Genomic DNA, 15,304 nt, shown 5'->3' with positions numbered 1-15,304 from the left:
CAGTTTCCCACGTCACACCGGCAGACGTTCAGACCTTGGACCCGGTCGTCTCACCGCGACGCACACGAACGACCGCGGGCGAGCACGGCCGCGGTCGTTCGTGCGCGTCGGGCGACGAAGGGGGAAGCCCGCCGCGGATCTGGTCAGGCGAGCGACGCCTCGAGGGAGATCGACGTGCCCGCGAGCGCCTTGCTCACCGGGCACGTGTCCTTCGCGGCCTGGGCGATCTCGACGAACCTCGCCTCGTCGACGCCGTCGACCTCCCCGCTCACCGTCAGGGTGATGCTGGGGATCTGGAAGCCGCCCGCGGGGTCAGGGCCGAGCGCGACCTCGGCGGAGACGTGCAGCGCCTGGGGCGTGAACCCTGCCTCGCCCAGCAGAGCGCTGAGCTGCATCGCGTAGCAGGAGGAGTGCGCTGCGGCGATCAGCTCCTCAGGGCTCGTGCGGCCGCCGGCCTCGTCGGCCGAGCGGCTCGGGAAGGAGACCTCGTACGTACCGATCCCGGAGCTCGAGAGCTCGACCTGGCCCGAGCCCTGCTCGAGCGTGCCGTTCCATGCGGTCCGTGCCTTGCGCGTGGGCATCGCGTCCTCCAGAGGTATGGGGTGACTGTTCCTCGAATGTATCGACGGTCGCCGCACCCGGCACGGCGAGCGGACTCACCCTGGTTCTCACCCGCTACTTCACCCGGTCACTCACCCGTGCGGAAGCCTGACCGGCTCATCTTTCGGCACGCCCGTGCCGATACGTAGGGTATGAAGATGTTCGCCTGGTCGACCGACGCCTCGAGCAGCTCACGCGCTGCCGAGACCGCCGCGCCTCCACGCACGGCGCCGCGGACGGCTCTCCCCGACCCTGCGCAGCTCGTCTGGATGGAGGAGCTCCGCGAGTTCCTCCGCGAGCCCACCATGCGGCTCGACAACGCCGCCGCCGTGCAGGCCCTCTACATCGACTACTGCAGCCGCTGGCACGGGACACCTGAGAGCGACCGCTGGAACCCCAACACGTCGATCAACGCGATCGGCGTCGTCGTCGGCGACCTCATGCGCGCCCGCCGCCCCGAGCTGGAGTGGCGCGTCATCGCCGACTGCCGGCCCACCACGCTCCTGCTCACCGACGCCGCCGGCCAGCCGGTCGCGTCGCCCCTGAGCGACGTCGCCACCCGCTGGATGACGAAGGAGATGCTCTGGATGGACGCGTACCTCAACCAGCACGCGCCCATCGAGACGACCGAGGCCACCTGGATCCCCACCAAGCTCGCGCAGCGCGTCGAGACGCGGAACCACGCCGCCCGCTTCTGAGCACCATCGCGAGGCTCGTCGGAGCCCCGCGCGCCCGGCTCAGCCAGCCAGGCCCGTCCTCAGCCGACCAGGTCCATCGCGTCGTCCTGCAGCGCCAGGACACGCCACACGTTGTCCCGTCCGTCCGTGAACGCGTAGACCGGGACCACCCAGTCACGGCCGTCGCCCCCGCGAACGATCTCGCTCGACACATCGGCACCAGTGATCGGCACCTCGATCACACCCCACGGCACCTGCCCGTCGGGCACGTCCGCCGGGTCCGACGCCGTCGCCACGAGCGGCGCACCGCGCTCGCGGCTCACGGCGTAGACGGGGTCCCCGAGCCGCTCCGCAGCCTCCTCGACCGTCACGAGCGGCAGCTCGCCGACGAGCTCACCGCGCACGAGCGTCCCGTCGTCCTCGAACAGGTCGTCCGCGAGCACACCCTCCGTCGGGAGGTCCCCCGACGGAGCGCTCGGGTCGACCGACGGGTCCAGCACCCACACCGACGCCGTACCAGGACCTTCCGGGAGGTCCCCGACGACGAACGCGAGGCGCTGCGGCTCGTCCGCCTCCTCCGCGGGATCCTCGACGGACTCCGCACCGAGGACGGGCGGCGCGGACGCCACGACGTCCGCCGCACCCGGCGCTCGTTGCGTGCCGATCGCGTAGCCGCCACCGGCGGCGACCGCCACGACCGCGGCCGCGGCGGCGACCCGCACGAACCTGCGACGACCGCGCGCGGCAAGGTTCACGACGACACCCGCGTCCTCGTCCGAGGCAGCGCCCGGCACGTCGACGAGCAGCGTCGACGACCCGCCGGACGACGAGGTGCCGTACTCACCCGCCCCGTCCTCCTGGGTCCGCGCCATCACGAGCGGCCACAGTCGCTCCGGGTCAGGGACGCTCGCGCCAGCGGGGTCGCTGAGGACGAGCGCCTCGAACGCCACGTCCCGCGCGTCGTCGCCGACCAGGTGCCCCTGGCTCTCGCGTCCTGTCATGTCTTCCTGCCCTCTCGAACCGTCGTCACCCGTGGGACCCCGTGCACCGCTCATCGACCTTCCACCGCCTCGCGCTTCTCCCACTGCTCTCGCAGCCGGGCGCGAGCCCGGCTCAGCGCCGCGTCCGCGCCACCGCGGGAGATCCCGAGCACCGCCGCGAGGTCGTCCCCCGTGAGGCCCTCCCACGCGTTGAGCACGAGCACCTGCCGGTCGCGCGACGACATCGACGCGAGCACCTGCCGCACCGACTCGTCGACGACCACCAGGTGCGCCGGGTCGGCGTGGTCAACCTGGTCCGGGAGGCGGTCCACCGGGACCGGCCTGCCCTTGCGGTGGTGGTTGGCGAGCAAGAACCCTGCCGTGCGGTAGAGCCACGGCAGCTCCGCGCCGTCCGGCACGTCGGCGCGCCTGCGCCACGCCACCACGAACGTCTCCGCCGTCAGGTCGTCCACCTCACCGACGTGGGTGCGACGCACGAAGTATCGGTGCACGGCCGGGGCGTGCGTGCGGAAGATGCCCTCGAACCACACCTGGTCGTGCCCTGTCACACCCCCGCCGCCCTCCAGGTCCGCCGTCAGGTCGACAGACCAGACGCTCTCCTCGTCATGTGTCTCCACGCCCCCCATCCTTGCGGCTCATCCTGCGATCCGTGGAATCTCACGTCGCCACCGGCACTGTTGTCCTCCCGCGCGGACAGGGCCAGACTGGAAGAACGGACGCGACGGAGCGTCCGGCGACGGGAGCAGGTGATGACCATGTCCTCGAACCGCGTCGTCGTCGGTGTCGACGGCTCGCTCAACTCAGACCACGCCCTCGCCTGGGCGGCCGACGCCGCCGAGTCGCGGCACGTGCCCCTCGAGGTCGTCCTCGCCTGGGACGCCACGTGGGTCCACGCCTCCGAGGGAATCATGGCGATCACGGACGTCGACGAGACGTTCCGGCGCCTCACCGCGCTCGCCGAGGAGCGGATCGACTCCTCGATCTCCCGCGTGCAGGAGAAGCACGACCTCAGCGGGCTCGAGATCATCCGCACCCCCGTGCAGGGACCGGTCGTCCCCGCAGTCATCGAGGCTGCCGCGGGTGCGTCGATGCTCGTCGTCGGGCGCCGCGGCGTCGGGCGGCTCGGGCGGCTCTTCATGGGGTCCGTCTCGGCAGGCATCGTCCGTCAGGCGCACCTGCCGGTCACCATCATCCCCGACCCCGAACGGGCCGAGCAGCAGCGGGAAGCCGCGCTCGACGGCGCGGAGGCTGACGAGACGCCGCGCATCGTCGTCGGCGTCGACGGCTCGCCGGCGTCGGTCGCCGCGCTCAAGTTCGCCGCCGAGGCCGCGCAGCGTCGCCACCTCCCCCTGCACGCCGTCACGTGCTGGCAGTTCGCCACGAGCGGCATCCCGAGCGAGTCCTTCGGCTGGGTGCCACCGATCGAGGACTTCGAGGACCGCTCCGGCCAGCACCTCGACGAGGCGATCGAGCGCGCGGGGATCAGCCACCTCCCCGAGGACCAGCTCGTCCGCACGATCTTGAGGTCCAGCCCCGGACGCGGGCTCCTGCGCAGCGCGGCAGGTGCGACGTGGCTCGTGCTCGGCTCGCGCGGCATGGGCGGGTTCGAGCGGCTCATGCTCGGCTCGGTCTCCAGCCAGCTCATGGAGCACGCGCCGTGCCCCGTGACGATCGTGCGCACCTGACCCTCGCGCCGCCAGCCCTGAGCTGGCCCGTGCCTGGCGCGGTCGGCTAGACCGGCCGCGCCGGCAGCGGGCGCGCCGACGCGACGGCGAGACCCGCCGTCGCCATGACGGTGAGCGCACCGAGCACGACGACGAGAGGCACGGTCCAGCCACCGCTCGCGATGTGCACGACCCCGAGCAGCGTCGGCCCCGTCGCCGCGAACCCGTACCCGCAGCCCTGCACGAACGCCGACATGCGCTGCATCTCGCGGCCGTCCCGCGCGCGCCGCCCCATGATCGTGATGAGCACCGTGAAGTTGCCGCCCTGGGCGACGCCCGCGCACGACATCCACACGACGTTCGCCCCCGGCGAGAGGAGCAGGCCGACCGGCAGCGCGACCCACAGCAGCGCGAGGCCGACGAGCACGACGCGGGTCGACACCCCTCGCGCCATGAGCACCGGCGCGCCGATCGCTCCGACGACAGCGAACGCCTGGAACGCCGCCGACGCGACGCCGGCCCCGTTCGCGTCGAGGCCGACCGTGTCCGCGAGGAGCGTCGGCAGCCACGCGCTGAGCGCGTAGTACGAGAACGACTGGCCGCCCATCGCGGCGACGAGCAGCCAGACGTCGCCCCGCCGCCACACGGGGCGCGCCGGGCCGCCGCTGCCCCGCTCGAGGGCAGCGCCCGCGCTGCGCGCCGCGGCGGACGGGCGGCCGGCCGCCGAGGCGTCGCGTGCGCGCCCTGGCGCCGCGTCGACGCCCGCCTCCTCCCCTGCGGCAGCCTGTGGGCCCGGCATTGCACGACCGCGCACCCGCCACCACACGGCGCCCGCGACGAGGGTGAGCAGCGCCCACGACGCGAGCGCCCACCGCCACCCGACAAGGTCGGCGAGCGGCGCCGTGAGCGCCGTCGTGAGGACCGAGCCCGCGTTGAGCGACGCCGTGTACACGCCGTTGACGACCCCCTCGCGCCCGCGGAAGTCCCGCCGCACGATCACCGGCACGACGACGTTGCCCACCGCGATCGCCGCACCGATCACGACGGTGCCCGTCACGGCCCACGTGAAGTCACCGAGCGACCGGACGACCGTGCCGAGCGCGACGACGGCGAGGGACAGGAGGATCGTCGTCTCGAGGCTGGCCCTGCGCATGAGGAACGCCGCGAGCGGGGTCGCGACCGCGAACAGCACGACGGGGATGCTCGAGAAGACCCCCGCCGCGGCGACGGAGATCCCGAGGCCCGCCGCGACGTCCTGCACGATCGGGGCGACAGCGACGATCGGACCGCGCAGGTTGAGCGCGTAGAGCACGACGGCAGCGAGCAGCAGCCCTGCCGCGGTGCCGCCGGTGGCACGTGGACGCACGGGTCCGTCCTTTCCTCGCCCGGCGGGAACCGTCACGGCCCGCGTCGCCCGGGGTATGCAGAAGGCCCTCGGGATGATCCCGAGGGCCTTCTGGTGGAGCCGCCTAAGAGAATCGAACTCTTGACCTTTTCATTACGAGTGAAACGCTCTGCCGACTGAGCTAAGGCGGCTGGTCATCAACGGGCGGACCCGTCGAGCCGCGACAACTATAACCACGTCAACGGGAGCGGTCCAACTCGGTCGGCGCGAGGCGCCCCACCATCAGCAGACGAGGCCGTCCTCGGGGACGGTGCCGTCGAGGAGGTACGCGTCGACGGCGCCCGCGATGCAGTCGTTCGAGCGGCCGTACGCGGTGTGCCCCTCGCCCTCCCAGGAGAGGAGCACACCGGAATCGAGCGTCTTCGCGAGCGACTGCGACCACTCGTAGGGGGTCGCCGGGTCGTTCGTCGTGCCGATCACGACGATCGGGGCGGCGCCCGGCGCCGACGGGTCGGCCGTGAAGGGCTTGGCCGGCGTGGGCCAGCCGGCGCACACGAGAGCGTTCCACGCGAACGACTCGCCGAGGGTCGGCGCGACGGCGAGGATCTTGTCCCGCTCGGCCTGCATGTGCGCGAGGTCGGCGGGGGCGCGGCCGTCGGCGCAGCCGATCGCCGTGAACGCCTCGGTCGAGTTGTCCTGGAACCCGCCGTCGAGGTCCCGGGAGTTGTAGGCGTCAGCGAGCGACAGCAGGCCGGAGCCGTCGTTGCGCTGGAGCGCCATCGTGAGCGCCTGCGTCAGCACGGGCCAGGACTCGTCGGCGTAGAGAGTGATCGCGATCCCGTAGAACGCGAGGGTGCGGGTCAGGACGCGGCCTGCGTCCTGCGTCGGCAGCGGGTCCGTGAACGCGCGCTCGGTCAGGTCGCGGATCTGCTTGAGGCCGTCGTCGACAGAGCCCGTCAGCGGGCAGCGTGCGCCCGCCATGCAGTCGGTCACGTACGCGCGCAGGGCACGCTCGAAGCCCTCGGCCTGGCCGGCGCTGAGCTCGTCCGCCTCGAGCGTGTAGTCGACCGCGCCGTCGAGGACGAGACGCCCCACGCGCTCCGGGAACAGCGCGGCGTACGTCCCGCCGAGCTGCGTCCCGTAGGAGTAGCCGAGATACGTGAGCTTCTCGTCACCGAGAAGCGCCCGCAGCAGGTCCATGTCGCGGGCCGCGCTGCCGGTGTCGACGTGCTCGAGCATCGCGCCGGTGTTCGACTGGCACGCAGCGCCGAAGGCGGTCCACGCCGCCTGGAAGCCCGCTCGACCCGCGTCTGTCGACATGTCGAAGTCGCTGGAGACAAGCTGGTCCTTGCCCGCGTCGTCGAGGCACGTCACGGGGCTCGACCTCCCGACGCCGCGCGGATCGAAACCGACGACGTCGTACGCCTCCTGGACCTCCGGGCTGATGACCGAGACCGCTGCGTCGAGGAAGTCGATGCCGGACGCGCCCGGACCGCCCGGGTTGATCAGGAGCGAGCCCTGCTTCGTCCCGGACGCCTGGGTCCGCTCGACCGCGAGGCTCGCCTTGCCCGCAGACGCGTCCGCCCAGTCGACGGGGATGTCGATCGTCGCGCACAGGTGGTCGTCGTTGCACTCCTCCCACGCGACGGACTGCTCGTAGAACGGCAGCATCGACGGGTCGAGATCCTTCGGGGCGAGCCCGGCGCCGGCACCGGGCTGCCCGGTGCTCGTCGCGCTCGGGTCGACGTCGATCGCCTCCTTGCCCGCCGTGCACCCGGCGAGGGCCAGCACGAGCACGAGGGAGCCTGCGGACCACCGGGCGGCACGCCTGGTCCCGCGGTTCCCGCCGTGCAGGGCGGACGAGACGGACAGGCGGGCGGCGGTGGTCTTCAGCACGTGCTCCACCGTAACGGCTCGCGCCGCTGCGTGTCGGACGTGCGAGACGTTGCTCAGCCCTGGGGACGCAGGGCGATCATCATCGCCTCGACCGCGAGCAGCGGAGCGACGTTGCCGGTCAGGCGCGTGCGCGCCGTGCCGATCGCGTCCATGCGACGCAGCGTCTGCTCCGGGGTCGACTCCTCGGCGAGCGCGCGCACGGTCTCGGCGTGCGCGGTGTTGACGAGCTCGACGTCGGAGCCGAGCTGGACGACGAGCACGTCCCGGTACAGCGACAGCAGGTCGACCATCGCCCGGTCGAGCGTGTCCCGCTGCGCGCGCGTCGCGCGGCGCTTCTGGTCGTCCTCGAGCTGCTTGACCTGCGCACGCAGGTTCGGCGGGACGGTCTGCCCCGGCTCGACGCCGAGCGTGCGCAGCAGGTCGGCCTTCTCGGCCGCGTTGCGCTCCTCGGAGTGCGCAGCAGACTCCGCCTGCGCGACGTCGACGAGCTCGCCGGCCGCGAGCACGGCGTCCCCGACGCCGCGGATGCGCCGCGCGACCGACAGGACGGCGTCCCGGCGCTCGCGCGCCGAGGGGTCACGGGCGAGACGCCGTGCGAGGCCGATGTGTGACTGCGCCGCGCGCGCGGCCTCGAGCGCGACCGACGGCTCGGCGCCGTCGCGCCGCACCAGCAGGTCCGCGACCGCCTCGACGGGCGGCACACGCAAGGCGATCTTGCGGCAGCGCGAGCGGATCGTCACGACGACGTCCTGCGGGCTCGGCGCGCACAGCACCCACACGGTGCGGGAGGGCGGCTCCTCGATCGCCTTGAGGAGGACGTTGGAGGTGCGTTCGAGCATGCGGTCGGCGTCCTCGACGATGATCACGCGCCAGCGGCCGTGCGCAGGGCTGCGCTGCGCGAGGCCGATGAGCCCGCGCACCTCGTCGATCGAGATGGTGACCTTGTCGGTCGCGACGACCGTCACGTCAGGGTGCGCGCCTCGCATGACCGCAGCGATCTCGCGCTCGTCCACGGCCGGGTCACCCGTGCACTGCAGCGCGGCCGCGAACGCGCGCGCGGCGTTCGAACGGCCCGAGCCGGGCGGGCCCGTGACGAGCCACGCGTGCGTCATCGCCGCGTCGTCGGCTGCTGCCGCGCGCAGCGGCGCGATCGCGTCCTCCTGCCCGACGACGTCCGCCCAGACGTCCGTCACGCGTCCCCCACCGCCGGATCGCGCGGGGAGTCCTCGACGACCGCGAGCGACGAGTCGACGTCGATGCCGAGGCGGCGCGCGACGAGCTCGACGACGTGCGCGTGCACCTCCTCGATCGACCGTGCCGCGTCGACGACGACGATCCGACCGGGGTGCGCGGCGGCGCGCGCGAGGTACGCCTCGCGTGTGCGGACGTGGAACTCGGCGCCGGCGCGCTCGAGCCGGTCGAGGCCACCCGGGACGCGGGCAACCCCGACCGCCGGGTCGACGTCGAGCAGGATCGTCACGTGCGGCAGCAGACCGTGCGTCGCCCACAGCGAGAGGTTCTCGATCTCGGCGGCGCCCAGCTCGCGGCCGCCAGCCTGGTAGGCGACGGACGAGTCGAGGTAGCGGTCCGTGATGACGACGCCGCCACGCTCGAGCGCAGGCCGCACCACCGTGTCGACGTGGTGCGCCCGGTCCGCGGCGTACAGCAGAGCCTCGGTGCGTGGGTCCATGTCCTCGCCGTGCAGCACGAGGCGCCTCAGGTCGAGGCCCATCGCTGTGCCGCCCGGCTCACGCGTCGTGACGACCTCGTAGCCGATCCGCGAGAACCAGTCGGCGAGCAAGGAGATCTGGGTCGTCTTGCCGGAGCCGTCGCCGCCCTCGAAGGACACGAAGACACCCGACGCCGAAGGCGATCCGAGGGAGGAGACAGTCACGGCGCCAGCCTACCGACCCCCTCCGACGCAGCGGACCGCGGGCCGGGCCCCGCAGGGCCCGGCCTCCACGTCACTCGCCCGGGTAGGCCACGCCGATCTGACGACGGACCTCGTCCATCGTCTCCAGGACGTCGATCGTCCCCTGCCACGTCATGCGCTCCGACTCCGTGCGGCCCTCGGCGACGCAGCGCGCGACCTCCGCCGCCTCGTACTGCAGGCCCTTCACCGCAGGACGGTCGTACGTCCAGCGCGAACCGTCGTTCAACGTCACCGTGAACGACGTCGGCGAGTAGAAGCTCCCCGCGACCTCGATGTAGCCCTCGGTGCCCGAGACCAGCGCGGCCGTGGGCGTCCGCGCCCACAACGTCGTCGACAGCGTCGCGTGCGCACGCTCGCCGTACGCCAGCGCCATCGAGATCTGACCGTCCACGCCCGTGTCCGTCAGCGCACCGACCGCCGTCACCGACGCAGGCGCCCCGAGCAGGTCGTGCGCGAACGACACCGGGTACACGCCCAGGTCGAGCAGCGCACCGCCCGCGAGCGCCGGGTCGAACAGCCGCGACGACGGGTCGTGCACGAACTTCTGCCCGTGGTCCGCCGACACGTTGACGACCTCGCCGATCAGCCCGGACCCCACGACAGCGCGCAGAGCGGCGACGTGCGGCAGGAAACGCGTCCACATCGCCTCCATGACGAACGTGCCCGCCGCGCGAGCAGCGTCGAACACCTCACGAGCCTCCGCCGCGTTGCGCGTGAAGGACTTCTCCACGAGGAGGTGCTTGCCCGCCGAGATCGCGAGGAGCGCCTGGTCCTTGTGCTCCGAGTGCGGCGTCGCGATGTACACGGCGTCCACGTGGTCGTCCGCGACGAGCTCCTCGTAGCCGATGTGCGTCGTCGGGATGCCGTGCGCCGAGGCGAACCGCTCCCCGCGCACACGGTCGCGCGACCCGACCGCCACGAGCTGCGCACGAGTGTGAGCCGTCACCGCTGCGGCGAACGAGCCCGCGATGTTGCCGGCACCGAGGATGCCCCAGCGGATCGACGGCGCCGTCGCCGGGTCAGGGACGGTCGCGGAGGGCATGGACTGGATCAGGGAGGCGTCGTTGCTCATGGGGCAACGCTAGCGCGCACCACCCCCGCCCGCGTGCCCCGTTCAGGGAGCTCTCAGGGTGGGGAATCAGGGGTGCACTGGGGGGAAATCCCGATGACGCCCGAGAGCCCGGCGCGGGAGGCTCATGGAGACACAGACCACACCCACGCTTCTCCACGACACGAACGGAACGATGATGACCGCCACCCCCGACAGCTCGACCGCGACACTCGGTGTCCTCACCGACGGGACCGCCCCGCAGGCGTGGGCCCGCGGCCTGACCAAGGTCTACGGCTCGGGAGAGACCGCCGTGACCGCTCTCGACGGGATCGACGTCGACTTCGCGTCCGGCCGCTTCACCGCGATCATGGGCCCCTCCGGCTCCGGCAAGTCCACGCTCATGCACTGCATGGCAGGCCTCGACCGCGTCACGTCGGGCCGCGCCGTCGTCGACGGCCACGAGATCGGCCGCATGAACCAGCGGAACCTCACCAAGCTCCGCCGCACCCACCTCGGCTTCATCTTCCAGTCGTTCAACCTCATCCCCACGCTCACCGCCGAGGAGAACATCACTCTCCCCCTCGACATCGCCCGGCGCCCCGTCGACCGCGCCTGGTTCGACGAGGTCATCGAGACCGTCGGCCTGCGCGACCGACTGCGCCACCGCCCCGACGAGCTCTCCGGCGGCCAGCAGCAGCGCGTCGCGTGCGCCCGCGCCCTCGTGTCCAAGCCCGCCGTGATCTTCGCCGACGAGCCGACCGGCAACCTCGACTCCCACTCCGCGACCGAGGTCCTGTCGTTCCTGCGCCGCTCCGTCGAGCAGCTCGGGCAGACCGTCGTCATGGTCACGCACGACCCGCGTGCGGCGTCGTACGCGCACCGCGTCCTGTTCCTCGCCGACGGCCGCCTCGCAGCCGACCTGCGCGAGCCCACCCACGACGCGATCCTCGCCCAGCTCGCCGAGCTCACCCCCGCCCGCAGCGAAGGTGCACGCAGCGCCCTCGACGAAGCAGCCGAGGTGCCGGCCCGATGATCCGCGTCGCGCTGCGCGGCATCCGCGCCCACTTCGTCCGCTTCGGGATGGCGGTCCTCGCCGTCGCCCTCGGCGTCGCCTTCGTCGCCGGCACCTACTCCCTGCGCGCCGTGCTGGCGAGCACCTTCGACGCGATCGTCGACTCCTCCTACTCCGCCCAGACCTACGTCCGCGGCGCAGACATGGTCGTCGGCATGGACTCCACGACCGGCTCCGCCGGGAGCGTCCACGCCCCCGTCCCCGCCAGCCTCGTCGAAACGGTCCGTGAGGCCGACGGCGTCGACCGCGCGTACGCCGACTACGGCGGCACGCTCGTCCTCGTCGGCAAGGACGGCACCGCGGTGACGACGTCCGGCGCACCGACGCTCGGCGTCGCGCTCGCCCGCGACGACACGGTCGTGCGCGTGACCGACGGCGACTACGCCGTCGGGCCCGAGCAGATCGTCCTCGAGGAGTCGACCGCCGAGCGTGCCGGCCTCACGACCGGCGACCGCACCAAGATCATCCTCGCGGGCGACATCCGCGACGTGACCGTCTCCGGTCTCGCGCACTTCGACGCGACGATGGCCGGCGCGCTGCTCATCGGCCTCGACCCCGAGGTCGCCGCGGCCGCCTACGCCCCCGAGGGCACCGTCCCCACCATCTCCGTGTTCGGCAAGCCCGGGGTGAGCGAGACCCAGCTCCGCGACGCCGTCGCGCAGAAGCTCGCGAGCACCTCCGTCGACGGCGCGGCCACCGCCGAGGTCGTCACGGGCGACGCGATGCGCGAGGAGCAGAGCGACGCCATCGGCGAGATGCTCGGCTTCATCCAGGTGTTCCTCCTCGTGTTCGCCGGGGTCTCGCTCTTCGTCGGCGGGTTCCTCATCGCCAACACGTTCTCGATGAGCGTGCGCGAACGCATGCGGGAGTTCGCGCTCCTGCGGGCGATCGGTGCGAGCCCGTCGCAGGTGTTCGCGTCGATCCTCGGCCAGGCGCTCGTCATCGGCGTGCTCGGCTCCGCGGTCGGCATCGGGCTCGGCATCGGCATCGCCGCGGGCCTGTCCGCACTCCTGTCCGGCATGGGCATGGAGATGGGCGGCGCGGTCGAGCTGACCGCCGACACGGTCGTGATCTCGCTCGTCGTCGGCACCGTCGTCTCGCTCGTCGCGGCCGCGATCCCCGCCCGGCGGGCGGCCCTGACCGCGCCCGTCGAGGCGATGCGCGCGGAGGCGCCCTCCGAGAAGGGGCTGCGCGTGCGCACCGCGATCGGTGCGGTGCTCACGCTCGCGGGCATCGGCGGCGTCGCGTACGCGTCGCTCGCCAAGACCGCCGACGGCCTCGTGGTCGAGGGCGCCCCGACGATGCTCGGGATCGGTGCGGTCACGCTCGTCGTGGGCATGCTGGTCCTCGCTCCCATCCTCGCCCGCTGGGTCGTCCCGGTGCTCGCGGCGCCGTTCGCCGCGCTGGGCAAGCCGCTCGGCGGGCTCGCACGCGGCAACGTCGTGCGCAACCCCCGCCGCACGGCGTCGACCGCTGGCGCCCTCATGATCGGCATGGTCCTCGTGAGCGCCTCGGGCGTCCTCGCGGCGTCCACGACCGCGTCGATCGGCTCCGTCATCGAGTCCGACCTCAAGGCGGACCTCATCGTCCAGTCGCAGGGCGGAGACCTCCCTCAGCAGGTCGCCGACGCCATGGCGGCCACACCGTCGGTCGCCGCGCTCGACGTCGCCGACTACGGCGTGACGTTCGCGTCCGGCATCAGCACCCCGCAGTTCGTGTTCTCCGCGGAGCCTGCGCTCTGGGAACGCTCGATCGACGTCACGGTGGAGGACGGCGAGCTCGCCTCCTACGGACGCGGTGAGGCCCTCGCGCTCAAGCCGGCGGCGAAGAGCAACGGCTGGAAGGTCGGCGACGTCGTCACCCTCGGCTCCGAGCAGGGCGTCACCGACGGCACGGCCGGCACGCAGGTCCGCATCGGCGCGATCATCGACTCGCAGGCGTTCGGCGGCGCGATGTTCGTCCCTCGCGACGTCTACGAGAAGGTCGTGCGACCGGAGCTCTCCGGGATCGCCGTCGCGTTCGCGACCGCAGCCGACGGCGTCACGACGGACCAGCTTCGCGCCGACCTCGTCGAGATCGCCAAGCCGTACTTCGTGATCTCGGTGATGGACTCCGAGGAGATGGTCAACGCGCTCGCCGACCAGGTGAACATGATGCTCACGGTCATCTACGCGCTGCTCGGCCTGAGCGTCCTCATCGCGGTGCTCGGGATCGTCAACACGCTCGCGCTGTCGATCATCGAACGCACCCGCGAGGTGGCGCTGCTGCGGGCCGTCGGTCTGGGCAGGCTCCAGCTCTCGACGATGGTCGCGATCGAGTCGGTGCTGACCGCCCTGTTCGGCACGATCCTCGGCGTCGGCGTGGGCGTGGGCATCGCGACCGCGCTGCCCGCCGTGTTCAAGGACGAGGGCATGACGCAGCTCGTGATCCCGTGGGGCACTCTCGGCGGGATGGTCGTGCTCGCAGCGCTGGTCGGGCTCGTCGCGGCCGTGTGGCCGTCGATCCGGGCGGCCCGCATGCCGGTCCTGGACGGCCTCGCCGCCGAGTAGCCCACGGACTCGACCGGGTGCCCTCCAGAAACCCCGAGGGAACCCTCCCGGAAGCCTGAGGCTCCGTTCTCGGATGCCTGAGACTCCCTTCCCGGAAGCTCCGATCGCCCGGGTGCACACGTGACGTGTGCACCCGGGCAATCGGTCGCCTGTCTCCCGCCCCCTGCTTCGCACCGATCCCCTTGCTGCACATCTCACGCGTGCAACCGGGCGATCGGTCGGGCCACGGTGGCCCGATCGACCGCGGCTGGCCGCTGCTCCGGTAGAGGCCCACAGCGCTCGAGGGTGACGGCCTCGTCCCCTGGGAAGAGATCGACTGCTCGTGCAGACGCTCGAGCGAGCACTCTCTGACAATGCCCTCGTTGATCGACCGAACCTGGATCCCTCCCGTCGCGCGCCGCCAGCTCGGCGTGTTCACCTCAGCCCAGGCGCGGGACGCAGGGATGTCCCGCCGCCAGGTCGACTACCGCATCGCGACCGGATCCTGGAAGAGAATCGTCGGTCGCGGGCTTGTCCTGTCTGACGAGGACGTGACCGCGCGCTGCCTGGGAGTGGCAGCCTGGCTCACGCGCCCCGGGTCGATCCTGCTCGGTCCGGCTGCGGCCGCGTTCCACGGAGCGCCGATCCCCGCGTTGTCGACGGTCGACGTCTGGACGGACCGCCCCGGTGACGACCACGGGGGCGGGATCCGGCCCCGACGCGTCCGACTGGAACGGAGCGAGGTCGCCGCTGTCCCGTCCCTCGCGCTGCCGAGTGCGTTCGTCGCCGCCCGGGAGCGAGCGTTCGTCGACGCCCTCGCCTGGCTGCCGCTCGTCGCCGCCCGCGACCTGCTCGCGTGGCTCGCGTCCCGCGACCTCTTGAGCAGGGACGAGCTGCGCAACCGCCTCACAGCGCAGCCGCGTGCTCGCGGGAACGCACAGGTTCGCAAGCTCCTCGACCTCACTGAGCGCGGCGCCCACAGTCACGCCGAGAGCTGCGCCCACGATCTTCTCGACACAGCGAAGATCACCGGGTGGGAGGCCGACGCGTCCGTGCGGGACGTGCACGGACGGTTGATCGGGCGAGCCGACGTTCTGTTCGCTGCACAACGCGTCATCGTCGAGATCGACGGTCGACGTGCGCACGAAGACCGCTTCCAGCAGGACCGCACCCGGGACAACCGCCTGGCAGCGGCTGGCTATCTCGTGCTCCGCTTCACGTACGACGACATCGTGCAGCGCCCCGACGAGACTGTCAGGACGATCCGCGCGGTGCTCGCCGAGCGCACCGCAATCTGAGCGGCCCGCCACGTAGCGACCCGCCCGACTCCCTCGCCGATCGCCTGGTCCCACCCCTCGCGTGTGCAGCGGGGCGATCCGCCCCGCAGGAAGCGCCCAGCCCTGCCGCACCGATCGCCCTGGTGCACACCCCACGTGTGCACTGGGGCGATCGGTCGCGAGGGAGGAGGGAGGGAGGGAGAAGGGAGGGAGGCAGAGGGGAGGGAGGGGAGGGGCGTCCGGCGCGGGCGTGCGACGCC

The 15,304-nt window shown here is 72.4% G+C and carries 13 protein-coding genes and 1 tRNA gene; 5 read left to right on the top strand and 9 right to left on the bottom strand.

Features of this window, described 5'->3' with window-relative positions; genetic code table 11:
- Nucleotides 1-143: 143 nt before the first annotated feature.
- Nucleotides 144-581: an OsmC family peroxiredoxin gene (locus tag AC4F3Q_RS09135; protein ID WP_491039694.1), complete on the bottom strand. Its 438-nt coding sequence runs from the start codon at nucleotides 579-581 to the stop codon at nucleotides 144-146.
- Between the two features lie 177 nt (nucleotides 582-758).
- On the opposite strand from AC4F3Q_RS09135, the gene AC4F3Q_RS09130 reads away from it, so the two are divergent.
- Complete coding sequence (locus tag AC4F3Q_RS09130) at nucleotides 759-1,298, top strand: DUF3806 domain-containing protein (RefSeq protein ID WP_491039693.1); 540 nt, start codon at nucleotides 759-761, stop codon at nucleotides 1,296-1,298.
- A 59-nt stretch (nucleotides 1,299-1,357) separates the two neighbouring features.
- On the opposite strand, the gene AC4F3Q_RS09125 is transcribed toward AC4F3Q_RS09130, so the two are convergent.
- Nucleotides 1,358-2,278, bottom strand: coding sequence for a hypothetical protein (locus AC4F3Q_RS09125; RefSeq protein ID WP_491039692.1), 921 nt, complete (start codon nucleotides 2,276-2,278; stop codon nucleotides 1,358-1,360).
- A gap of 50 nt (nucleotides 2,279-2,328) precedes the next feature.
- Nucleotides 2,329-2,895, bottom strand: coding sequence for an RNA polymerase sigma factor (locus tag AC4F3Q_RS09120; protein WP_350308888.1), 567 nt, complete (start codon nucleotides 2,893-2,895; stop codon nucleotides 2,329-2,331).
- A 138-nt stretch (nucleotides 2,896-3,033) separates the two neighbouring features.
- Between AC4F3Q_RS09120 and AC4F3Q_RS09115 the strand changes: the two genes are divergently transcribed.
- A complete protein-coding gene (locus tag AC4F3Q_RS09115) occupies nucleotides 3,034-3,963 on the top strand; it encodes a universal stress protein (RefSeq protein WP_168448110.1) in 930 nt (309 codons plus the stop codon).
- A 46-nt stretch (nucleotides 3,964-4,009) separates the two neighbouring features.
- Here AC4F3Q_RS09115 and AC4F3Q_RS09110 read toward each other — a convergent pair whose 3' ends face one another.
- The 6 genes from AC4F3Q_RS09110 to AC4F3Q_RS09085 form a co-directional block, all read right to left on the bottom strand.
- Nucleotides 4,010-5,308, bottom strand: coding sequence for an MFS transporter (locus AC4F3Q_RS09110; protein ID WP_491039691.1), 1,299 nt, complete (start codon nucleotides 5,306-5,308; stop codon nucleotides 4,010-4,012).
- 94 nt (nucleotides 5,309-5,402) lie between these two features.
- Nucleotides 5,403-5,478, bottom strand: a tRNA-Thr gene (locus AC4F3Q_RS09105).
- A gap of 91 nt (nucleotides 5,479-5,569) precedes the next feature.
- A complete protein-coding gene (locus AC4F3Q_RS09100; RefSeq protein ID WP_491039690.1) occupies nucleotides 5,570-7,183 on the bottom strand; it encodes an alpha/beta hydrolase in 1,614 nt (537 codons plus the stop codon).
- Nucleotides 7,184-7,236: 53 nt separating this feature from the next.
- Complete coding sequence (locus AC4F3Q_RS09095) at nucleotides 7,237-8,376, bottom strand: DNA polymerase III subunit delta' (protein WP_491039689.1); 1,140 nt, start codon at nucleotides 8,374-8,376, stop codon at nucleotides 7,237-7,239.
- Nucleotides 8,373-9,077, bottom strand: coding sequence for a dTMP kinase (tmk, locus tag AC4F3Q_RS09090; protein WP_491039688.1), 705 nt, complete (start codon nucleotides 9,075-9,077; stop codon nucleotides 8,373-8,375). The genes AC4F3Q_RS09095 and tmk overlap by 4 nt, the downstream gene beginning before the upstream one ends.
- A 70-nt stretch (nucleotides 9,078-9,147) precedes the next feature.
- A complete protein-coding gene (locus AC4F3Q_RS09085; RefSeq protein WP_491039687.1) occupies nucleotides 9,148-10,188 on the bottom strand; it encodes a Gfo/Idh/MocA family protein in 1,041 nt (346 codons plus the stop codon).
- 124 nt (nucleotides 10,189-10,312) lie between these two features.
- Between AC4F3Q_RS09085 and AC4F3Q_RS09080 the strand changes: the two genes are divergently transcribed.
- From AC4F3Q_RS09080 to AC4F3Q_RS09070, 3 genes are all read left to right on the top strand, one after another.
- Nucleotides 10,313-11,200: an ABC transporter ATP-binding protein gene (locus AC4F3Q_RS09080; RefSeq protein WP_491039686.1), complete on the top strand. Its 888-nt coding sequence runs from the start codon at nucleotides 10,313-10,315 to the stop codon at nucleotides 11,198-11,200.
- Entirely contained in the window at nucleotides 11,197-13,788 is a 2,592-nt protein-coding gene (locus AC4F3Q_RS09075; RefSeq protein WP_491039685.1) for an ABC transporter permease, read from the top strand. Before AC4F3Q_RS09080 ends, AC4F3Q_RS09075 begins: the two co-directional genes overlap by 4 nt.
- Before the next feature lie 362 nt (nucleotides 13,789-14,150).
- Nucleotides 14,151-15,065 (top strand): DUF559 domain-containing protein, encoded by a 915-nt coding sequence (locus AC4F3Q_RS09070; protein ID WP_491039684.1) that lies wholly within the window; start codon nucleotides 14,151-14,153, stop codon nucleotides 15,063-15,065.
- Nucleotides 15,066-15,304: the final 239 nt, after the last annotated feature.

The organism is Flavimobilis sp. BM9, assembly GCF_058313055.1.
The sequence above is the reverse complement of the archived record's forward strand: the minus strand, read 5'-3'. Positions and strand labels throughout refer to the sequence as shown.